Annotated in this window: 18 protein-coding genes; 13 read left to right on the forward strand and 5 right to left on the reverse strand. The window is 72.4% G+C overall.

The window, feature by feature from the left end; translation table 11 throughout:
* The first annotated feature begins 55 nt into the window (after nucleotides 1-55).
* On the forward strand, nucleotides 56-874 hold the full coding sequence (locus QQG74_RS11830; protein WP_341720335.1) for a sugar nucleotide-binding protein: 819 nt from the start codon (nucleotides 56-58) through the stop codon (nucleotides 872-874).
* Between the two features lie 141 nt (nucleotides 875-1,015).
* On the opposite strand, the gene QQG74_RS11835 is transcribed toward QQG74_RS11830, so the two are convergent.
* Nucleotides 1,016-1,759 (reverse strand): GNAT family N-acetyltransferase, encoded by a 744-nt coding sequence (locus QQG74_RS11835; protein ID WP_341720336.1) that lies wholly within the window; start codon nucleotides 1,757-1,759, stop codon nucleotides 1,016-1,018.
* A 115-nt stretch (nucleotides 1,760-1,874) separates the two neighbouring features.
* Here QQG74_RS11835 and QQG74_RS11840 point away from each other — a divergent pair, with 115 nt between their 5' ends.
* The 9 genes from QQG74_RS11840 to mltG all read left to right on the forward strand — a co-directional run bounded on the left by QQG74_RS11840 (nucleotide 1,875) and on the right by mltG (nucleotide 12,457).
* Nucleotides 1,875-2,084: a hypothetical protein gene (locus QQG74_RS11840; RefSeq protein ID WP_093404409.1), complete on the forward strand. Its 210-nt coding sequence runs from the start codon at nucleotides 1,875-1,877 to the stop codon at nucleotides 2,082-2,084.
* Nucleotides 2,085-2,159: 75 nt separating this feature from the next.
* The gene (locus tag QQG74_RS11845) at nucleotides 2,160-3,677 is read left to right on the forward strand and encodes a replication-associated recombination protein A (RefSeq protein ID WP_341720337.1); all 1,518 of its coding nucleotides are present in this window, start codon (nucleotides 2,160-2,162) and stop codon (nucleotides 3,675-3,677) included.
* A 1,944-nt stretch (nucleotides 3,678-5,621) separates the two neighbouring features.
* A complete protein-coding gene (locus QQG74_RS11850) occupies nucleotides 5,622-5,831 on the forward strand; it encodes a hypothetical protein (RefSeq protein WP_341720338.1) in 210 nt (69 codons plus the stop codon).
* A gap of 576 nt (nucleotides 5,832-6,407) precedes the next feature.
* The gene (locus tag QQG74_RS11855) at nucleotides 6,408-7,121 is read left to right on the forward strand and encodes a hypothetical protein (RefSeq protein ID WP_341721211.1); all 714 of its coding nucleotides are present in this window, start codon (nucleotides 6,408-6,410) and stop codon (nucleotides 7,119-7,121) included.
* Between the two features lie 140 nt (nucleotides 7,122-7,261).
* Entirely contained in the window at nucleotides 7,262-7,723 is a 462-nt protein-coding gene (locus QQG74_RS11860; protein WP_341720339.1) for a DUF948 domain-containing protein, read from the forward strand.
* A 26-nt stretch (nucleotides 7,724-7,749) separates the two neighbouring features.
* Complete coding sequence (locus QQG74_RS11865; protein WP_341720341.1) at nucleotides 7,750-8,055, forward strand: hypothetical protein; 306 nt, start codon at nucleotides 7,750-7,752, stop codon at nucleotides 8,053-8,055.
* Nucleotides 8,052-10,730 (forward strand): alanine--tRNA ligase, encoded by a 2,679-nt coding sequence (gene alaS, locus QQG74_RS11870; protein ID WP_341720342.1) that lies wholly within the window; start codon nucleotides 8,052-8,054, stop codon nucleotides 10,728-10,730. The genes QQG74_RS11865 and alaS overlap by 4 nt, the downstream gene beginning before the upstream one ends.
* 87 nt (nucleotides 10,731-10,817) lie before the next feature.
* Nucleotides 10,818-11,279: a Holliday junction resolvase RuvX gene (gene ruvX, locus QQG74_RS11875; protein WP_341720343.1), complete on the forward strand. Its 462-nt coding sequence runs from the start codon at nucleotides 10,818-10,820 to the stop codon at nucleotides 11,277-11,279.
* The gene (gene mltG / locus QQG74_RS11880) at nucleotides 11,276-12,457 is read left to right on the forward strand and encodes an endolytic transglycosylase MltG (protein ID WP_341720344.1); all 1,182 of its coding nucleotides are present in this window, start codon (nucleotides 11,276-11,278) and stop codon (nucleotides 12,455-12,457) included. Before ruvX ends, mltG begins: the two co-directional genes overlap by 4 nt.
* Nucleotides 12,458-12,486: 29 nt before the next feature.
* Here mltG and QQG74_RS11885 read toward each other — a convergent pair whose 3' ends face one another.
* Nucleotides 12,487-13,746 carry an endo-1,4-beta-xylanase gene (locus QQG74_RS11885; RefSeq protein WP_341720345.1) on the reverse strand — a complete coding sequence of 420 codons (1,260 nt, stop codon included), beginning with the start codon at nucleotides 13,744-13,746 and terminating at the stop codon, nucleotides 12,487-12,489.
* Between the two features lie 45 nt (nucleotides 13,747-13,791).
* Here QQG74_RS11885 and QQG74_RS11890 point away from each other — a divergent pair, with 45 nt between their 5' ends.
* The gene (locus QQG74_RS11890) at nucleotides 13,792-14,610 is read left to right on the forward strand and encodes a shikimate dehydrogenase (RefSeq protein WP_341720346.1); all 819 of its coding nucleotides are present in this window, start codon (nucleotides 13,792-13,794) and stop codon (nucleotides 14,608-14,610) included.
* Between the two features lie 33 nt (nucleotides 14,611-14,643).
* On the opposite strand, the gene QQG74_RS11895 is transcribed toward QQG74_RS11890, so the two are convergent.
* The 3 genes from QQG74_RS11895 to QQG74_RS11905 are packed head-to-tail and all read right to left on the reverse strand — an operon-like array spanning nucleotide 14,644 to nucleotide 18,258.
* A complete protein-coding gene (locus QQG74_RS11895) occupies nucleotides 14,644-16,938 on the reverse strand; it encodes a VWA domain-containing protein (protein WP_341720347.1) in 2,295 nt (764 codons plus the stop codon).
* A gap of 10 nt (nucleotides 16,939-16,948) precedes the next feature.
* A complete protein-coding gene (locus QQG74_RS11900) occupies nucleotides 16,949-17,953 on the reverse strand; it encodes a hypothetical protein (protein ID WP_341720348.1) in 1,005 nt (334 codons plus the stop codon).
* Nucleotides 17,950-18,258, reverse strand: coding sequence for a CU044_2847 family protein (locus QQG74_RS11905; RefSeq protein ID WP_341720349.1), 309 nt, complete (start codon nucleotides 18,256-18,258; stop codon nucleotides 17,950-17,952). The genes QQG74_RS11900 and QQG74_RS11905 overlap by 4 nt, the downstream gene beginning before the upstream one ends.
* A 125-nt stretch (nucleotides 18,259-18,383) precedes the next feature.
* Between QQG74_RS11905 and QQG74_RS11910 the strand changes: the two genes are divergently transcribed.
* Nucleotides 18,384-19,439, forward strand: a complete 1,056-nt coding sequence (locus tag QQG74_RS11910; RefSeq protein WP_341720350.1) for a hypothetical protein — start codon at nucleotides 18,384-18,386, stop codon at nucleotides 19,437-19,439.
* Between the two features lie 198 nt (nucleotides 19,440-19,637).
* Nucleotides 19,638-21,578: a hypothetical protein gene (locus tag QQG74_RS11915; protein WP_341721212.1), complete on the forward strand. Its 1,941-nt coding sequence runs from the start codon at nucleotides 19,638-19,640 to the stop codon at nucleotides 21,576-21,578.
* Nucleotides 21,579-21,585: the final 7 nt, after the last annotated feature.

Here is a 21,585-nt window from a genome sequence, read left to right on the forward strand (position 1 = left end):
CGCCCGGCGTGGCGTGGCGACAACGTCATGGTCGACGGGACGTAGGGGGTGGGGCGTGCGGGTGCTGGTGGTGGGGGGTAGCGGGTTTCTGGGCCGGGAGGTCTGTCGGCAGGCCGTCGCCACGGGACGGCCGGTGGTGGGGACGTGTCATTCCGGTGCGGTCGGAGTGCCGGGCGCCGAGGTCCGGCGGGTGGACGTCACCGACCGGGACGCGGTGCGTGCGCTGGTGGCGGAGGTACGCCCGGACACCGTGATCAACACCTCCTACCGGTACGAGTGCTGGGCGGTCACCGCCGACGGGGCGGCAAACGTCGCCTTCGCCGCCGCCGAGGCCGGTGCCCGGCTGGTGCACGTCTCCAGCGATGCGCTGCACGCCGGGCGTCCCGAGCCGTACGCGGACGACGACCCGCCCAGCCCGGTCTTCGCGTACGGTGCGGCGAAGGCCGCCGCGGAAACGGCGGTACGCGCGATCGACCCGTCGGCGGTGCTGGTGCGTACCTCGCTGATCCTGGGGGAGGGCAGTCCGCAGCTCCGACTCTGCCGGGAGGCGCTGGCCGGACGGGGTGTCCTCTTCGCTGACGAGTTGCGTTGTCCGGTCGACGTCACCGATCTGGCCGCCGCCGTGCTCGAACTGGCCGCCTCGGATTACGCCGGCCCGCTCAACGTGGCCGGCCCGGACGCGGTGAGCCGGGCGGAACTGGGTCTGCTGGTGGCCCGGCAAGCGGGCCTCGATCCGGGTGCCCTGACCACCACCACCGCCACCGCACTCGGTCTGGTCCGCCCCGCCGAGGTCCGCCTCGACAGCACCCGCGCCACCACCCTGCTGAATACCGGCCTACGCGGCATAACCGAACTACTCTCCCCCAACCCGTAACGCCCGCCCCCGCCCCACCCACCACCTCGCCGATCTTGCACTTTGTGTCGCGGCAGATGCCACAACAGCGACAATTTGCCGACCAAAACTGCAAGATCGCGAGGCCAGGTACGTCGACAGCACCGGCGGGCCGGTCGCCGGTCAGTCGAGGCGGACCGAGGTGAGGGCGAGCGAGTCGGTGTAACCGAGTCGCCGGTAGAGCCGGAGCGCACCGGTGTTGGCCAGGTAGACGCCGAGTGCCACCAGGTCGTACCGGGCCGACAGGGTCCGGGTCAGCCCGGTGGTGAGCGCCGCGCCCAGGCCGCGACCGCGATGCTCGGGCGCGACGGTCAGCCCGGCGAGAAAACCGATGTCACCACGGGTGCAGTCGGCACCGCAGGCGATCAGCTGGTCGCCGTCCCGGATGCCGTACCAGTCGACCACCCGGGGGCTGCCGGGTCGTACGGTGCTGGCCGGGTACGACCGCTCGATCAACGCGGTGAGTGCCGGGTGGTCGGTTTCGTCCAGCCGGACCACCCGCTCCTCGCCGGGCTGTGGCGGCGGTGCCGTGCTGGTCCAGAGAAATTCCCAGTCCTCGTACGCGGCCCCGGCCAGCCGGTCGTCGAGCGTCGCGGGGTCAAACCGGGGCAGGTGCACCCACCGCCCGGTATCGACCAGCCGATCCCTGGTCAGCGCGGTGACCAGCTCGACCGCCCGGTTCGGCGCCCCGAGCGCACCGCCCACCGGCCCCGGGAAGGTGGCCGGCAGCAACCAGCAGAGGGCGTCGTCGCGTCGCCAGCCCCGGACCGGTTGCTCGGGCGGCAGCGAGTGCCGGACGAACGGGTGGTGCTGCGCGGCGGCCAGGATGGCGTCCCGCCCATCCACGGCCTCCTCGGCGACGATCATGAAGCCAGCCTAGTCGGGCGGGCCCAGGGCCTGGGAATCCACGGTGGAGATTGACGAGCGGACCGTTCGGGTACATCCCGCGCCGACCTACTGGAACCCCCACCGGAGGAACGACATGCTCGCCATCGCCGCCGCCGTGGTCTTCGGCTTCGCACTGCTGCTGGACCTGCTGGACACCAAGCTCGGAGCGCCGGACCTGTTCAACTGGAACACCCTCGTACTGATCGGCCTGCTGCTGCTCTCGCTCTACCTGGCCGGCGTGGGCCGGGGCCCGGGCGGTGGCGGTGGGCGCTGGTACCGGGGTCGCCGCCCGGGACGTGGCTGACCGAAAGGGATCATCCCGGGCTCGGCTGGCGGCGCGATTCCGGCGCTGCCCGCCGAGCCCGGTACTGTTCTCCTGATGGAGTCTGATGCCCTCTTCACCCTCGGTGAGCCCGCCGCAGCGCCCAGTGCGGTGGCGGGTTCCGATGGCGTCGGTGGCTTCACTCCGGTCGGGCCGGACGCGCCGTTGCCCGTCCGGATGCGCCCGGCGAACCTGGATGAACTGGTCGGTCAGGAACACCTGCTCACCCCCGGGGCGCCGCTGCGTCAACTCGTCGCCGGCAATGCGCCCATGTCGGTAATCCTCTGGGGCCCGCCCGGCAGCGGGAAGACCACGATCGCCCACCTGGTGGCCGGGGCCACCGACCGGCGCTTCGTCGCCATGTCGGCGCTGTCGGCCGGGGTGAAGGACGTCCGGGCCGTGATCGACACCGCCCGGCGGCAACGGCGTTCCGGTGGCCCACCCACGGTGCTCTTCATCGACGAGGTGCACCGGTTCAGCAAGACCCAGCAGGATTCGCTGCTCGCGGCGGTGGAGGACCGCACCGTCACGCTGCTCGCCGCCACCACCGAAAATCCGTACTTCTCGGTCATCTCTCCGTTGCTGTCCCGGTGCGTGCTGCTCACCCTCCAGCCGCTCGACGATGCGGCGGTGCGGGGCCTGCTGCGCCGTGCGATGACCGACGAGCGGGGTCTGGCCGGGCGGCTGACCCTCGACACCGAGGCCGAGGATCATCTGGTCCGGCTGGCCGGTGGCGACGTCCGCAAGGCGCTCACCGCGCTGGAGGCCGCCGCCGGTTCGGCAATCGCGCTCGGCGCCGGGCGGATCGACCTGGCCACCGCCGAACGGGCGGTGGACACCGCGGCCGTCCGCTACGACCGCGCGGGTGACGCCCACTACGACGTGACAAGTGCGTTCATCAAGAGCATGCGAGGCTCGGACGTGGACGCCGCGCTGCACTGGCTGGCCCGGATGCTGGTCGCCGGGGAGGACGCCCGGTTCATCGCGCGCCGCCTGGTCATCTTCGCCAGTGAGGACGTCGGCATGGCCGACCCGGGCGCCCTCGGTGTGGCCACCGCCGCCGCGCACGCGGTCGAGTACGTCGGGCTGCCCGAGGCGCAGCTCAACCTCGCCCAGGCCGTGATCCATCTGGCCACCGCGCCCAAGTCGAACTCGGCCACCACGGCGATCGGGGCCGCGATCGCCGACGTACGGGCCGGTCGGGGCGGCCCGGTGCCCCGTGGCCTGCGGGACGCGCACTACGCCGGTGCCCGCGGGCTCGGCCACGGCACCGGGTACCGCTATCCGCACGACGACCAGCGGGGCGTGCTCAGCCAGCAGTACGCACCGGACGAGTTGGTCGGCGTCGACTACTACCGGCCGAGTCAGCACGGCGCGGAGCGAGCGGTGGCCACCCGGCTGCCGTTGCTGCGTGGGATCGTCCGCGGCTTGCCGACCCCCGCGCACCGGGAAGCAGCTACGGCGAACGGCCGGGGGCCGACACCGTCCGTAGCCGACGGTGGCCGGCTGACGGCCACCGAGGTCGACGTGACCGATCAGGTCGGTGACAGCGCCGACGGAAAGGGTCAACAGTGAGATCGCCTGGTTCGGAGCGACCGGAGGACGGCTCGGACGAGCGGCGGGGCAAGCGCAGCCGTTGGGGCCGGGGCAGGTCCGAGGCCCCCCGGGAGGAACCGGGCGGCGGCGAGGACCTCGGCTGGATCGACGACCTGCGCTCGGCCAAGCAGCAGCGCGGCGATCTCGGGCCCGAGGGTGCGGCAGCACCGCAACCGCCGCCCGGCCCCGGACCGGGTCTCGCGGGGCCGCCCGGTCCGGAGCACGCCGGTCCGCCGGGGCCTCCGGGTCCGGCAGCTGCGGGCCGTCCGGTGCCGGCGCCGCCGGGCACCGGTCCTATGCCGCCCGTGCCGCCCGGTGCTCGTGCGCCGGGTGCGCCGGCCGGTCCCGGGCCACAAACGGCACCCGGCGGAGCCGTTCCGCCCACCGGCCCCGGCGGCCCGCGCCCGCCGGGTGGACCGATGACACCCGGTGGTCGGGTGCCGGGCGGCCACGGTGCCGCCGTCCCGCCGGGGGTCCCGGTGGCGCCGTCCCGCCGGGGGTCCCGGTGGCGGGCGGGCACCGGTGAATCCCGGCGCTGCGGTCCCGCCTGCCGGCGCCCGTGCGCCGATGCCGCCCAGCCGTACCGCACCGGGCGAGCCCAGCGCTGGCCCGCCGACCGGGCCGGCACCGCGTCGGGGAGTCGCCGAACCGCCCCGCGCCCGGCCCGATGGTCCGTGGCCGGGTGCCGCGGATCCGCGTACTCCCGCTGGGCCGCCGAACCCCGGTGGCCCCCGGCCACCCGCCGGGCCGGTGCCCGCCGCCGCCCAGCAGCAGCCACCCGCGGCCCCGCCGTATCCCGGGCCGCCACCGGCCGGCCCCGGCAGCGCACGCCGCGACGGCGCGCCGAACACCCCACCCGGCGGCTGGCCGGCGGCCGACGCCGTGCCGCCCGCCCGACGTTCCCGCCCCGGCCCGCCGACCGGGCCGGTCTCCGGTGCGCCCGTCGGACCTGTCTCCGGGGCACCCGCCGGCCCGGTGCCCGGCCGCCCCGGACCCGCAGAATCGGCCGGCTCCGTGTCGGGCCCGCCGGCACCGCGCCAGATTCCCGGTTGGCCGTCCGAGGGCGGGCCCGCCGGGCCCCGTCGGGCGACGCCCGACGGGGTCGACCCGGCCCGCGTCCCGGCGAACTCCGGGCCAGCGGGTGGGCCGGCCGGTCGCGCCGAACCGCCGGTCGGCCGCCGGGGCCGACGGGTCACCGCCGAGCCCGCGCCCGGCACGGACCCGGTGGACCGGGGTCCCGGTCGTCCGGTACCGGGTACGGCGACCACGCCCGGCCCCTCCGACGGGCCGCCCGGTGGCCGGCGTGCCGGCCGCCGCCGCGCTCCCGAGCAGGAGCCGCCGGTGGTGCCGCTCTCCGGCAACGCGCCGCCGATCCCGGGGTGCCGTCCGGCGGTGCCGCTGCCCTGCCCGACGCCGCTGCGGCACGCCGTGACCGTCGGGCCGCCCCGGCGGAGCCGGCACCACCCGCGCGTGGCGGCCGGGCCAGCGCCGAGGTACCGGCGCCTGGTGGCCGGGCCGGCACCGAGGTACCGGCGCGTGGCCGGACCGAGCCGCAGGCAGCGATGCCCGATGTCCGGACCGAGCCGCAGACGCCGGTCGTCGGGCACCGGACGGCGGACGCGCCGAATCCGCTGGGCCGGGGCCGCCGTGCTGGCGACGCGGAAGAGCGGCCGACCCACGAGCGGCGGACCGCTGCCGAGCAACCGCCGCCGGGACCGCCCCGGACCGGTGGCGACAACCGGACGACCGTGCCCCGACCCGGCCGCGCCGGTCGCCCCGAGCGGCCGGCCGACTGGCTGCGCCAGGCTGGGCGTACCCATCACACCGACCCGGCACTGCCGACGATCGCACGGCGGGCCAGCCCACCCGGAGTGCCGGTGGGACACCCGGGCGGTACGCCGCCGGGTGGCACGCCGGTGGTCGGTGAGCGCGGTACCGAGCCGCCCGTCGGCGCTGCGGCCGGCCCGCCGCCCGCCGCCGCCCCGCCGAATCGTCCGCCCGGTGCCGGACGCGCCGCCGAGCCCGGCCCGGGTCGTCCGGGTGCCGTCGCGCCGCGCCGCGCCGACGAGCCGCCCACCGGCCGAGGTCGGCCGGTGCCGGAGGCCGGAGCACCAGGTGCCGGGCCGGGGATGAACGAGCCGCCGGTCGGGCGTCCCGGATCGGAGACACCCGGTGGCCGTGGCCGGGCAGCCGCCGGCCCCGAGGGTGCGCCGCCCGGCCCGCCGCGCGGCGCTGCCCGGCCCGACGGGATGCCGCCGGGACCGGCGAGACCAGCACGTGCCGAGGGCCGCCGCGCGGTGCCGCCCGACCCGACGCTCCGGTCGGCGGCACCGGCCGCCCGGGTGGCATGCCCTCGGTCCCCGCCCGGGGTGCGGCCCGCACCGGGGCTGACCCGGCTCGGCCGGACGCCGGTCCGGCCCGGCCGGGCGCTGTCCCGCCGGCCGGTCCGGTGCCGGGCCGACCGGCCGGCGTCGCGGGGAGCGGGCCGAACCGACCGGCTCACCGGTGGTGGCCCGCGCGGCCACCCCGGTGACGCGGCCCGACGAGAGGCTGGCCGGGCGGGTGGCTCCGCCGCACCGCAACCCCGAGTCCGGCGACGGACCACCGGTACCCCCGCCGTCGCGTCCCGGCGAGAATCCGGCCGTGGCCCGGGCCGCCGCCGTGGCCGTCGTCGACCCAAGCGGACAGCGGCCCGGTCCGGAACCGTCGCTGCGGCGGCCCACCGAGGCGGAACAGCCGGACGTCGACCGGTCCGCAAACGAATCGTCCGACACCGGCCCGGAACCACGCCGCCTGGCGGTCGGCCAGCCTCGGGTACGGGCCCTCGTCCTGGCGCTGGTGAGCGTGCTCCTGCTCGGTGCGGTGCCGGCGTTCTTCGGCGTACAGGCGATGAACCGGGACCCGGTCTTCGTCTCGCTCGACGAACTGGAGGTGCCGACCTGGGCCGAGGTCGACCCGGTCGACGACGTCAGCGGCAGCCGCTGGTGTCTGCTCGACTGCCGGCTGCGGGAGCGCACCGTCAACTCCGAGCGGCCACCGGAGGAGACCGCCGAGGCGTACGAAGCCGCGCTGACCCGCGACGGTTGGCAGCCGTGGACCCCGGCCTACTGCCCGGAACAGGAGGAGAAGGGGAGCTACACCTGCTGGCGGCGGGACGAGTTGACCCTTGACCTCTGGGTCCGGGCACCCGCCTGCGTACCACCGCCGGTGGACGGCGAGCCGGCGGTGGTGCCGGAGCCGGACCCGTCGACCGCGGCGGAGGAGTGCCCCGGCTCGTTGGTCTCGGTGAAGGTGCGTAACGCGATCGACGACGAGCGGACCCGGCCCCAACCGACCACCGACCCGTCACTGACCGGTGTGGACCCCTACCCCACGCTGGGCGAGGATCCGCTTGGCGAGTTGACCCCGTCACCACCGTCCTGAGCCGATCGTCATCACGGACGGTAGGGTCTGCTTCTGGTGGCCCGGTGCGCTGATCCGGGTTGCCGGGGTTGTCGTGGGCGAGACGGTCGTGCGTCTCGGGGCCGTCGTGGTCCCGAGATACCTGGTTGAGGAGGACAGGCGTGGGCTTTTTGGAGGTCGCGGCGTTGGTCGCGGCGATCGCGTTCGCGATGCTGGTGCTGATCCTGACGCTGCCCATCCTGCGGCTGCGGCACACCGTGGACGCCACCACCCGGATGATCAACGACCTCAACGACCGGACCGGCCCGCTGCTCGGTGACGTGAACGCCACCGTCCGCAACGTAAACGTCACGCTGGAGCAGGTGCAGACGTCCCTCGATGGCGTGAACCTGCAACTGGCCAAGGTCGACACGATGACCAGCCACGCGCAGAACATCAGCGCCAACGTCGCCAACCTGGTCACCGTGATCTCGGCTGCGGCGGCCAATCCGCTGGTCAAGGTGGCCGCGTTCGGCTACGGCGTGCGCAAGGCCGCCTCCGCCCGCCGGCACGCGGAGACCGAGCGCGAGGTCCGCGACACCATCAAGGCTCAGCGGCGCGCCGCCCGGCGCGGGAACCGCTGACCGGCGACGAAGGCGGAGGTACGAGCATGAGGCGCCTGTTCTGGCTGGGCATCGGACTGGCCGTCGGCGTGGTGGTGGTCCGCAAGGCGACCCGGGCCGCGCACGCGTACACCCCGGCCGGCATCGCGGACAACCTCTCGCAATCCGCTGGCAGTCTGGTCGAGGAGTTGCGTAGCTTCGTGGCGGACGTGCGCGTCGCGATGGTCGAGCGGGAGCAGCAGATTCACGAGGCGTTCGCCCAGGGCGAGGCGTTCGACGACCAGTTCGCCGAGCTGCGGGACGACCCGCGGATCGGTGACCGAGAAATCTTTCCGGAGGAACACCAGCGATGAAGACGGCGGAGATCAAGCGGCGGTACCTCGCCCACTTCGAGGCGAACGGCCACGCCGTGGTGCCGTCCGCTCCGCTGCCCGCCATCAGCGACCCGAACCTGCTGTTCGTCAACGCCGGTATGGTGCAGTTCGTCCCCTACTTCCTGGGCCAGCAGACGCCGCCGTACCCGCGTGCGGTGAGCGTGCAGAAGTGCATCCGGACGCCGGACATCGACGAGGTCGGCAAGACCAGCCGGCACGGCACGTTCTTCCAGATGAACGGCAACTTCTCCTTCGGTGACTACTTCAAGGCCGGGGCGATCCCGTTCGCCTGGGACCTGGTGACCAAGCCGGTCGAGCAGGGCGGCTTCGGGCTGGACCCGGAGCGGATCTGGGCGACGGTCTACCTGGACGACGACGAGGCGTACGACATCTGGCTGCGTACCGGCGTGCCGGCCGAGCGGATCGTGCGTCGGGGCAAGAAGGACAACTTCTGGTCGATGGGCATCCCGGGTCCGGCGGGCCCCTGCTCCGAGCTGTACTACGACCGGGGCCCGGAGTACGGCGCGGAGGGCGGCCCGGAGGTCGACGAGGACCGGTACCTGGAGTTCTGGAACCTCGTCTTCATGCAGTACGAGATCGCCGACGTCCGGAGCAAGGAGGACTTCCGGATCGTCGGTGAGCTGCCGAAGAAGAACATCGACACCGGCATGGGCCTGGAACGGATGGCCTCCATCCTCCAGGGCGTCGACAACCTCTACGAGATCGACGAGGTCCGGCCGATCCTGGACCGGGCGGCGGAGCTGACCGGCAAGCGGTACGGCGCGCACTCCGGGCAGGCGGCCAACCAGTCGCACCCCGACGACGTGCGGCTGCGGGTGATCGCCGACCACGTGCGTACCGCGCTGATGCTCATCGGTGACGGGGTGACCCCGAGCAACGAGGGCCGGGGGTACGTGCTGCGGCGGATCATGCGTCGGGCGATCCGCGCGGTGCGGCTGCTCGGCTGGCAGGAGCGGGCGCTGCCGGAGCTGCTGCCGGTGGCCCGGGACTGCATGGCCCCCTCCTACCCGGAGCTGGCCGCCGACTTCGACCGGATCTCGGCGTACGCGTACGCGGAAGAGGACGCCTTCCTCGCCACCTTGCGCGCCGGCACCACGATCCTGGACACCGCGATCGCCGAGACCCGCACCGCGGGCGGCCGGGCGCTCTCCGGGGAGAAGGCGTTCCAGCTGCACGACACGTACGGCTTCCCGATCGACCTGACCCTGGAGATCGCCGCCGAGCAGGGGCTCAACGTCGACCAGGAGGGCTTCCGCCGGTTGATGGCCGACCAGCGGGCCCGGGCCAAGGCCGACGCGCAGGCGCGCAAGACCGGGCACACCGACCTGTCGGCGTACCGCTCGGTGCTGGACAGCGGCGGGCCGGTGACCTTCACCGGCTACACCGAGGTCACCCGCGAGTCGACGGTACGCGCGGTGCTCGGCGCCGACGGGCCGCGCGCGGCGGCGGTCGAGGGCGACCTGGTGGAGCTGGTGCTCGACACCACCCCGTTCTACGCCGAGGGCGGTGGGCAGCAGCCCGACCACGGCATGATCACGGTCGGCGGTGGCCAGGTCGAGGTGCTCGACGTGCAGCAGCCGGTACCGGGGTTGATCGTGCACCGGGCCCGGGTGATCCGGGGCGAGGTGCGGGCGGGGGAGACCGGCTACGCCGAGATCGACACCAGCCGTCGGCGGGCCATCTCCCGGTCGCACACCGCGACCCACCTGGTGCACCAGACGATGCGTAACTTCCTCGGCGAGTCGGCGACCCAGGCCGGGTCGCTCAACGCGCCGGGCCGGCTGCGGTTCGACTTCAACACCGCGACCGGGGTGGCCCCGAGCGTGCTGCGTGACGTGGAGCAGCAGGTGAACGAGGTGTTGCTGGCCGACCTGGAGGTGCACGCCTTCATCACCTCGCTGGACGAGGCGCGCCGCATCGGCGCGATGGCGCTGTTCGGCGAGAAGTACGGCGAGCAGGTGCGGGTGGTCGAGGTCGGCGACTACGCCCGCGAGCTGTGCGGCGGCACCCACGTGTCCCGTTCCGGCCAGCTCGGCCTGGTGAAGATCCTCTCCGAGTCCTCGATCGGTTCCGGCGTACGCCGGGTCGAGGCGCTTGTCGGCATGGACGCGTTCAACTTCCTGGCCCGTGAGCACCTGCTGGTCGCCCGGCTCGCCGAGTTGTACCGGGTCCCGTCCGAGCAGGTCGCCGACCGGGTCGAGCAGACGGTCACCCAGCTGCGCGACGCCGAGAAGGAGTTGGAGAAGCTGCGCGCCCAGCTGGTGCTCGGCGGCGCGGCGGCGCTGGCGGCCCAGGCCAAGGACGTGCACGGGGTGGCGTACGTCGGCACCGAGGCGCCCGAGGGGGCGGCCGGCAACGACGTGCGGACCCTGGCCCAGGAGATCCGGGGCCGGATCGATCCGGCCCGACCCGGCGTGGTCGCGGTGGCGGCCCGCTCGAACGGCAAGGCGTCCCTGGTGGTGGCGGTGAACCCGGCCGCCCGTGGCCGCGGGCTGGCCGCGAACGATTTGGTCAAGGCGGCCTTCTCCGGTCGCGGCGGAGGCAGCCCGGATCTCGCCCAGGGTGGCGGTTTGCCCGAGTCGGAGGTGCCGAAGCTGCTGCTCACGGTCGAGAAGGCGATCGCCGAGGCGTGAGCGGGGCGGCGTGAGTCACCAGCGAGGTGAGTCAGGGCGGACCAGTCCGGTCCGCCCTGACCCGTCTGGGTGGGGAGGTGACGTGGTGTGACCGAGTTGTCCCGGGGCGTGCGTTTGGGCGTGGACGTGGGTCAGGTCCGGGTGGGGGTGTCCCGGTCCGATCCGCACGGGGTGCTCGCCACCCCGCTGTGCACCCTCGCTCGGGAGCAAAACCCCAGGTCAGACGCGGTGCCGTCGGACGTCGCCGAACTCGCCGCGCTGGTCGCCGAGCACGAGGCGGTCGAGGTGGTGGTGGGCCTACCGGTGAACCTCGCTGGTAAACATGGACCCGCAGCGGAGCACGTGAAGGCGTACGCTCGACTTCTGGCTGATGTGTTATCGCCGGTACCGGTGACGCTTACCGACGAGAGGATGTCCACGGTCGTGGCGAGTCGCAGGCTCGCCGAGCGGGGTGTCCGGGGGAGGCGACAACGCGCGGTGGTCGACCAGGCCGCCGCGGTGGAGATTCTGCAGAGCTGGCTGGATGCGCAGCGGAGGCGGACGCGATGATGGACGATCTGGATCTCGGGTTCGACGAGCGGGAGAGGGGGGAGAAGGGCAAGCACCGGCGCGGTCGCAAGCGTTCCGGCGGTGGTCGGGGCAAGACCGTGCTGGCCCTGCTGCTGGCGTTGGTGCTGCTCGGCGGCATCGGCGGTGGTGCCTACTACGGCTTCGACCGGATCCAGAACGCCCTCACCACGCCGGACTACGACGGCGACGGCACCGAGGAGGTGACCGTCCAGATCCCGCAGGGCGCGTTCCTGGCGGACATGGCCCTCGTGCTCTACGAGAACGACGTGGTCAAGAGCACCAAGGCGTTCGTCAACGCCGCCAACGACAACTCCCGCAGCCGCAACATCCAGCCCGGCACCTACAAGCTGCGCAAGCAGATGAGCGGGGAGAGCGCACTTGCCGCGATGCTCGATCCGGCCAACCGGATCGTCAACGGCATCACCATCCCCGAGGGGCGCACCGCCAAGGGCGTCTACAAGCTGCTCAGCGACCACACCGAAATTCCGGTAAAGGAGTTCGAGGCCGCCGCGAAGGACCCGGAGAAGCTCGGCGTACCGGACTGGTGGTTCGAGCGCACCGACGGCAAGAAGGCCAAGAAGTCGATCGAGGGTTTCCTCTTCCCGGACACCTACGAGATCCCGCCGGACGCCACCGCCGAGAGCATCCTCAAGCAGATGGTCGACCACTTCCTCACCGTCACCGGGCAGATGGAGTTCGCCGACCGGGTGCAGAAGGAACGCAAGATCAGCCCGTACGAGGCGTTGATCGTGGCCTCGCTCGCCCAAGCCGAGGCCGGCACCAAGAAGGACCTCGGCAAGGTTGCCCGAGTCGCGTACAACCGGGTCTACGGCGAATTCCCCTGCAACTGCCTGGAGATGGATGTCACGGTCAACTACTACCTGGAGTTGACCGGCCAGAAGACCAAGACTTCGGCACAGATGACGCAGGACGAGTTGGTGGACGAGACAACGCCGTACAGCCGTAAGCTGCGGGGCCTGGTGCCGACGCCGATCAACAACCCTGGCAAGGATGCCCTGGAAGGGGCGATGGATCCGCCTAAGGGAAATTGGTTCTTCTTCGTGGCCATCGACAAGGAGGGCAACTCTGCCTTCGCCGAGACCATTCAGCAGCACGAAAAGAACAAGGCGAAGGCCCGGGAGGCCGGCGTCCTGTGACGACCGGCACCCCCCGGGCCGCGTGCCGGTCAGGCCAGGTCGACAGTTGCGCTGGTCTCGGCGGCGTCGATGGTGAAGCGTGCGGTGCCCGCACCGGTGGCGACGGTGTAGTCGCCGAGAAAGCCCTCGACGGTGAGCTTGCCGTCCGCGTCGGTGCGCATGGTGGTGGCCGGTAGCCACCACTCGCCCTTGATCAGGGCTTCGAGGGCGTCGTACGACGGTTTGCGGCTGCCGTCGGCGCGGACCAGGCCGGCCGGGGCACCCAGCCACGCGCCCCGGTCGGTGAGCCCCCAGTAGTTGACGGACCGGACGGCGGGGTGCGCGAGCAGGCACCGGTAGTGCCGGACAATCTCCTCGGCCTGCCGGGCCTCGCCCTCGGGGGTGCTCGGCCAGTGCGGGATCTGGTAGTCGTTGAGGTCCTCGATCTCGGCCGGCATGAGGTGGCCGGAGACCAGCGTGGTCTCGGTCAGGTGCAGCGGCAGGCCGTAGCGGGCGAACCGGTCGAGCAACTCCGTCATCCGTTCCTCGCCCGGGTAGCCCTGGTGCATGTGGGTCTGCAACCCGATGGCGTCGATCCGGACGCCGGCTTCGAGAACCCCCTCGATCAGGCACTCGTAGGCCGAGCTGAGGTCGAAGTCGTTGATCAGCAGGGTGGCCGCCGGGTTGGCGGCGCGGGCCTCCTCGAACGCCATCCGCACCAGGTGGATCCGGCCCCGGGCCCGGGCCAGCGGCGTGATCGCGTTCTCCCCATTGGCGAAGACGGGCATGATCACCGCCTCGTTGATCGCGTCCCAGGTGTCGATCAGGCCGGCGAACCCGCCGACCAGGTCCCGGATGCGGACCCGTTGCAGCCGTTCCACCTCGTCGAGGTCGAGGCCGAGCAGCCAGGACGGCTGCACGGTGTGCCAGACGAGCGGGTGGCCCTTGACCGTCACGCCGCGCTCGGCCAGCCAGCGCGCCGTCTTCGTCAGGCGCTCGGTGTCGGGTGCGCCGCGTCGCGGCTCGTAACTGCCCCAGTAGAACGGCAGGGTCGCGGTGTTGAAGAGGTTGAGCCACAACTCGCCGAGCCGGTCCAGGTCCGGTTGGTCCGTACCGCCGAAGGGCTGGGCGGGCCCATCAGGGCGAGCGCCGCCGACCAGGTCGACGAAGTCGAAGCCGATGTTCCCGAAGCCGAAGGCGTGCCGCTGCTGGGCGACCGTCACCTCCGCGTCGGTGCGGGCCCGCCGATCCGGACCCCGGACGGTGAGCGTTATCTTTCCCATGCGATGCCGCAGTCCGCTGTCAGACATCGTTGGATGCTAGATGACGTTGTCCCCTGCTGTTGAGGAGTGCCGGTGGCCGGGTCAGTGCACAGGGCGGCGGTGGTGGGCAAGCCGATCGCACACTCGCTCTCCCCGGCGATCCACAATGCCGGCTACGTCGCCGCCGGCCTGACCGGGTGGTCGTACACCCGGATCGAGTGCGCGGCGGCGGAACTGCCGGATCTGGTCGCCGGCCTGGGGCCGGAGTGGGCCGGACTGTCGGTGACCATGCCGGGCAAGGAGGCCGCGCTGCGGGTGGCCGCCGAGGTGTCGCCGGTCGCCGCCGCGGTGGGTGCGGCAAACACGTTGGTACGCCGCCCGGACGGCTCCTGGTACGCGGACAACACCGACGTCAGCGGCATGGTCGAGGTGCTGACCGAGGCGGGCGTACGTCCCGGTGCGACGGTGACCGTGCTGGGCGCGGGCGGCACCGCGCGGGCCGCTCTCGCGGCGGCGGCCCGGCTGCGCGCGGCGGGCGTGGCCGTGGTGGGCCGCCGCCCCGAGGCGGTCGCCGAGTTGGCCGCGGTGGCCGACGCCCTGACGTTGCGCCTGGCCGCCGCGTCCTGGTCCGAGGCACCGGCGTTGGCCGACGCCGACGTGGTGATCTCCACGGTGCCGAAGGGCGCCGCCGACGAACTCGCCGGCACGGTGCGTTGGCGGCCGGAGACGGTGCTCTTCGACGCGATCTACGATCCCTGGCCGACCCCGCTGGCCGCCTCGGCCGCCTCGGCCGGCTGTCGGATCGTCTCCGGCCTGGACCTGCTGCTGGCCCAGGCGATCGGCCAGTTCGAACAGTTCACCGGCGTGCCTGCCCCGCGTGCCGCGATGTCGGCCGCCCTGCGCAGACCCTGACCGTCAGTCGGCGCCACTCGTTGCGGCGGCGGTTCATCGGGTGGCGAACCCGCGTGCGGTGAGGTGGCCGCCGCGTGCCCGGCCGAACTGGTTCAAGGTGTGCACGGCGTAGGCGAAGACGCCGACCGGTGCGCCCGCTCCCTCGAACGACGCCTGCCGGGTGCCCAGATTGCTGGCGAGCGACACCAGTTTGCCGAGGGTGACGCTGTCGGCGCGGAGTTGGGCCGACGGCACCGCGCTCTGTGCGGCCCGCAACGTCTGCACGTGCTGCTTCAGGCGTCGCGTCGCGCTCTCCTTGTCGTCCTCGTAGAGGTCGTCGAGCGCGTAGAAGGTGACCTCGCTGGTCCGCAGCCCGATGCCGTGGGTGAGGACGGTCTCCGCCGGGAGCTCACCGGCCGTGGCGAGCTCCACCTCGACGCGGCGGTTGTCGCGGGCGAGCGTGTCGAGGTACTGGACGGTCGCCCTGCCGAGTGCTCCGGCGGATGCGGGGTCGGGAAGTTGGAGTTCCAGCACGACCCAGTACGTCTCACCGTAGGCAAGATCCGGGGCGAAGATGCGGATGCCGTGCTCGTCGCGGATCAGGTCCGGCAGGTTCTCGACCCGGTACTCGTCGCGGGAGCGTTGCCGCGCCGCGGCGGCCTCGGCGTGCACCGCCGCCCGGCCCGCCGGGTCGGTGACCAGATCGTGGCCGTAGATGTGCCAGACCGTGGTCTCCGGCGGGATGTCGATCCGCAGCTGAATGTTGATCGCGGCCAGGCCGTCCCGCCGGGCCAGTTCCTCCGAGAGCGTGCTGGTGACGTCGGTCGCCTTCGTGACGAAGCTCCAGTGCCCGCCGCTGACCCCGGCCAGGGCGCGCAGCTCAGGCACCCGGGCGTCGGAGCCGAAGCCGAAGCAGGAGAGGGTGACGTCGCCCCGCATCCGGGCGGCGACATTTGCCCGAATGGTGATCCAGTTGGTCTCGCCGGAGGTCGGGTCACCGTCGGAGAAGAGGTAGACGCGGTTCACCGTGCCCGCTGCGGAGTGGCGCTCGATCTCGTCGAACGCGAACGACAGCCCGAGGTTGAGATCGGTGCCGCCGGCGGCACACAGGCCGGCGAGGAGTTGTCCCAGCCGGTCGTCGGAAAGGTCGGCCTTGCGGGTCGCCCGCAGCAGGGTGCGCGCCTGCTCGTTGAAGACGATGATGCCGAGCACGTCGCTCTCCCGGAGTTGGGCGTACAGCTCGCGGATGGCGACGATGGCGTCGTCGAGCTTCTCGCCCGTCATCGAGTAGCTGACATCGACGGCGAAGACGAAGTTCACCGACAGTGGCGTACCGGTCGGTTGACCCGACGGCGCCGACGCCCCGGCGCGCAACGCGATCTCGACCAGGTGGGTGGTCTGTTCGTACGCCGTGAACGAGCTGGGCACGGCGGTTGAGCCGTGGCTCACGGCGATCGCGCTGCCCGGCTCCGGCACCGGGATGCGGTCGGTGTCGGACGCGATGAAGTCGTCGAAGCGGATGCGGGTCTGGTCGATGAGCACACCCTGGTCGATCAGGTCCGCGATGCCGAGCGCCGGCCGGGTGCCGAAGGCGTTGTTCCGCCGGATGAACAGACCGTCGTGCGGCAACGGTCCGGTCCGCAGCATCGTCGGGGGCTCGTTGCGCATCGACGAGTTCGCCCTGACTCCCGCCGAGCGGCCGTGCTCGCGAGGGTGCCGGTAGCCCAGCTCCGAGGCGGTTGCCCTGCGCCGCGCATAGAGATGAACGCTTTCGGCCGCCGCCTCCCACAGATCATCATCATCATCATCGGGCCTGCTGGCAGCGTCCAAGGGCAGGTCGGCATCGTCCAGGGGCATGCCGGCGTCGCGCGGGAACGCGGGCAACATGGCGTCGTCCCGCCGGAGCATGCGTTCGAGTAACGGCAACTGCCAACTGCCGCCGGAACCGAGAATCTCGATCCGCGACTCGCTAAGCAGGTCCAGCAGGAATGCGCGCCACAGGTCGTCCGCCTGTTCTCCCGGGTCTCCGGGAAGATCCCGCAGCACGGTGAGCCACTCGTACGCCGGCAACACCTCCGATGGGCTGAACAGCAGCGTCCGGTCGCGGTCCCGCATGAGCTCACGAATCCGGTGGGAGGTCGCCGTCGCAACGGCCCGGTGCTCGTGGTGGCCCCTCGGGTGTGGGCATACCGGCACGGTCACCTCGCCGACGATCTGCCACCCCTGCGCGTCGGCGAAATCCCGATTCCCCCTGCTCGCGCCGTCGCGTCGGGGGTCGTCAGTGAACTCGTCGCACGGCCACAGGACGACGAGGACGCCGGGGCCGCCTTGCTTGCCGGTGCTGGACATCGGAGCCTCCTCAGCGCGAGTCGAACTCGGGTAGGGGACAGAGTCGGGTCAGTTCCGTCTCGGAGCGGATTCCTGGCGCGAGGAGCCCGTGTCGCTCGACGCAGCGGGTCCAGGCGTCCAGCTCGGGATCGAGTCCGCGGGACGTCGCGACAAGCCTCGCCGCAGCGGCCCGGTCGGCCGGATCGTTGGTCAACAGGAGCTGACTGATCTTGGCGCAGATGCTCGGCGGGTGCTGCCCGTCATGCGCCAGCGCCTCGTCCAGGTACGCCGCCGCGACAGGCCAGTTGCCCCGGGCCCGCGCCGCCCGGGCCCGCCAGAACCAGAACTCGGCGTCGCGGGCCTGCGTCGGAATCCGGGCCAGCACCCGGTCGGCGCCGTCCGGGTCGCGTACGCCGAGCCGCTCCCGGACCTCGGCGAAACGCGGGGCTGCGTCCTGCGCCAGCGGCAGGCCGAAGCGCTTGACGACGGTGTCGATCGGCACCGCGTAGAGCACGGTGGTCGCCGTCCGTCCCGCCGCGTTGCGTTGCCGACTGTGCACCTGCTCGCTGAGGACGCCGAGCACGGTGCCGGGGCGGTCGCGCAGCCGCACGGCGCTGCCGGAGTAGCCGCCGAAGTCGCCGAGTGCCTGGTCCACGTCGAGCTGGAGCATGGCCACCGGGGCGCCGCCGGCGTTGACGATGTCCCGGCGGGTGGCGGCGACCCGGCCGCTCAGTTGCGGATCGTTGGCGGCCGGCCGACTGGTCACGATCCACCTGGTGTCCACGCCCCCGGTGCCGGTCCGGAGGGCGCGGGCGGTCGCGGTGGCCAGCCACAGGACGGCGACGTCCAGTTCCGCGGCGTACTCGACGCGCTCTACCGGCACCGCCGCCGGTTGGCCGCCGGCCCGGACCCGGATCTGCGGGGCCGGCCGGCCAGCCAGCACGTGGGCCGCGGTGACCGCGACCTCCGGCAGACACAGGAAAGCGCTGCCGGACGCCCGCCCGTCCGGCTCCAACAGGATGGTCGCGTCGGTCATAAGCTGCGCTGGAAGGTGACCGTCACCTCGAACGTGGCCTCGGCCGAGGCTTTGCTGAGCACGACGCCGGCCTCCGCGACGAGCGCGACGCCGAAGGTGGCGGAGACCTCGGTCAGTCGCCAGTCGTCGACCGCGTCCAGTTCGGGCAGGCTCGCCGCGACGGCCCGGGCCCCGTCGACGACCGCCGCGCGGACGTCGTCGACGCGCTGGCCCAACCGTTCCGTCAGCCCGTCGCCCCAGCTGATCTCGCGTCCACTTCGCAGCTCGACGACCCGCACGCGGGTGTCCGGATCCACATCACCCATCAGGTTGCACCCACTTCGGCTGATCTCGCCACGGTGCCACCATTGTTCATCCGAGGATGGAGTTGTTCGATACCGGATCCGGTCAGAACTCGGACATCCGGTTGTCTCGGCGCAGGGGGTGGGGGGTGCGGAGAAGAAGGGCCTGGGGGCTCGGTGCGGTGGGGGCGACGGTGGCAGTGGTGGTGCTGCTCGGGGCGGACGCACCGTCGAGCCGGAGCGTGCCCGCGTCGGTGGGGGCGCACCGGTGCGGGGAGGTTTCGGCGAAGCTGGTGCCCTCCTGCGGTGCCTGGTGGGGGATGTACTCGCGGACCGACCCGGCGACCTGGGACCACGGCCGGGCCATCACCGACGTGGAGGAGCAGGTCGGGCGGAGGTTCGACATCGTGCACCGCTACCACGACTTCTCCGACGCCGGCAGCAACGGCGCCTTTCCGGATGCCTACCAGCAGCGGCAGATGCGCGAGGGACGGCTGATGTTCTTCGCCTGGGAGTCCCGGGTCTTCTCCTCCGGCACCGTGCTGACCTGGCGCGACGTCTACAGCGGACGGTACGACGCGACGATCGACGCGGTGGCCGGGCGGATCCGGGCCACCGGGGTTCCGGTCTTCCTCGGCTTCGACCACGAGCCGGAGGACGAGCCGGCCAAGGGCAGCGACGCGGACTTCGTCCGGGCCTGGCGCCACGTGCACGACCGGTTCGCGGCGGCGGGGGCCGACAACGCGGTCTGGGTCTGGACGGTGATGGGCTGGTCCGGGCACTACCACCGGTACGCCGACCTCTATCCCGGTGACCGCTACGTCGACTGGGTGGCCTGGGATCCGTACAACTTCCACGCCTGCACCGGCAACCCGATCTGGAAGAGTCCGAGCGACACCATCGGCCCCTTCTACCGCTGGCTGGACGAGCAGGGCATCGGTGCGGGCAAGCCGAGGATGCTCGCCGAGTTCGGCACGAACTTCGACGTCGGCGACCCGAGCGCCAAGCGGCGCTGGTTCGAGCAGTTCCCGGCGGCACTGCGCGCCCATCCCGAGATCAAGGCGGCGATCTACTTCAACTCGCCGGGGGTGACCCGGACGACGGGCACCTGCGACATGAGGATGAACCACGACGCGGCGGCGCTGGCCGGGTTCACCGCCGCCGGGCGCGACGGCTACCTGCGGCAGCCGACGAGAGGGCGTTGACCTGCTGCCGAGCCCGGGTCGGGCCGAGGTTGCGGCGGCACCGGTGTCCGGTTCCGGATTCGCTAAACGACCAATCGGCTGATATCGCCCTCCGTGGCCGACAGGGGACGCTAAGTGAATTGTCGTTCACTCTGGAGGCGTAGCGTGCCCAGAATTCCCCTTCCGTGGCATTCGGCCCGTCGCCGGGTCCGGGCCGGCGTGATCGCGTTGGTGACCGTCGCGACTGCGTTGGCCGTACCCACCGCGACAGCCACGGCGGCGGTGGTGCCGGTGCCCGCGCCGGGCACCCTGGTCTCCGCCGACCCGGCCGACCACACCCCGCACGCCCGCGACGGAGAGGCCCGTGCCTTCGCGCAGGTGGGCGAGACGGTCTTCGTCGGCGGCAGCTTCACCCAGATCCGGCAGACGGCCAGCTCGCCGTGGCTCGCCCGGCCCTACCTGTTCGGGTACCACCGCTCCACCGGGACGATCTCCACCACCTTCCTCCCGGTGCTCGACGGCGCGGTCAACTCCCTCGTCGCCGGGCCGGGCGGCACGTTGATCGTCGGCGGGGCCTTCAAGAACGTCAACGGCGTCGCCCGGCGCAACCTGGTGGCCCTCGACCCCACCACCGGCGCGACCCTCGCCAGCTGGATCGGCCGTTCGGACGGCGGGATGATCCGCGACATGGTGCTGTACCAGAATCACCTCTACCTGGCCGGCGCCTTCAACTGGATCAACGGTGCCGCGCACTCCGGCCTGGCCCGGCTGAACGCCACCACCGGTGCGGTCGACCCGGCCTTCACCGTCGACGCGACCGTCGGCCGGCACGGCACCGGGTCGTACGCCTGGACCATCGACATCACCCCGGACGGGCGCACCCTGGTCGCCGGGGGAAACTTCCAGTACGTCGACGGCCTGCCCCGCAACCAACTGGCGCTCATCTCGCTCGCCGGTACGCCGAGCGTGATCGACTGGAGTTCCGAGAAGTTCGTGCCGCCGTGCGCGGCACCGGAGCGGTTCACGCACTACGTGCAGGACGTTCGCTTCGGCGGGAACGGCAGTTGGTTCGTGGTCGGCACCAACGGCGGCGCGGGCTGGCCGGCCGCCTACTGCGACGCGCTGGTCCGCTTCGAGACCGCCGCCCGGGGCGGCGACCAACTGGGTACCTGGGTCAACTACACCGGCAATGACACGATCACCTCGGTCGAGGTGGCCGACAACGTCATCTACCTCGGCGGGCACTTCCGCTGGCTGAACAATCCGCACGCCACCGACGCGGCCGGGCCCGGCGCGGTGGACCGGCTCGGCATCGCCGCGGTCAGCCCGGCCACCGGCATGCCGGTGGCCTGGAACCCCGGCCGTCGGGGCGGCAGCGCGTTGCCGCCCGGCGCGAGCAACTGGGACTCCCAGGTGCCGGTGCTCTGGCGGGGCAGCGACGGCCTGTACTTCGGGCACAACTCCGACGGGATGGGCAACGAGTACCACGGCCGGCTCGGGGTCTTCCCGCTGGCCGGCGGGCGCGCCGTCGTGCTGCGCAACCCACCCACCGCGACCAGCGGTCACTTCTATCTCGGCGTCGGCGAGGGGCAACTCGCGAAGGTTCCGTTCAACGGCACCTCGCTGGGCACCGCCACCACGGTCAGCCAGCCGAACTACACCCAGGCGGGCGCGACCTGGCGGGTGGACGACCGGATCTACTGGTCGCACCGGGTGGCCGGTACGCCGACCGGTAGCCGGATCGACATCTCGATGTTCACCGGCGGCACCGTCGGCGTGCCATGGGAGTCCTCCGGCTACAACGCCTGGTTCAATCCGGCCCAGCTGACCGGTGCCTTCTATCTCGACGGGCGGCTCTACTACACGCGCAGCGGCGCGAACGGGTTGTACTACCGGTACTTCGAGCCGGACGGCAACTACCTCGGTGCCACCGAGTTCAGCCTGCCCACCACCGCGATCTGGTGGTCGTCGGTGCGCGGGCTGGCCTGGGTCGGCGGGCGGATCGTCTACGGCGCGACCGACGGCAACCTGCGCAGTCTTCCCTTCGACCCGACCCTGGCGCCCGCGCCGGTCGCCGACGGCGCCCAGAACACATTGCTCAGCCCCGCGAGTGCGGGGTTAAGCTGGGCCACCCCATCGATGTTCTTCTCCGTGCAGTGAGCCGCGA

It is taken from the genome of Micromonospora sp. FIMYZ51 (assembly GCF_038246755.1).
In the GTDB taxonomy this organism is placed as follows: Bacteria; Actinomycetota; Actinomycetes; order Mycobacteriales; family Micromonosporaceae; genus Micromonospora.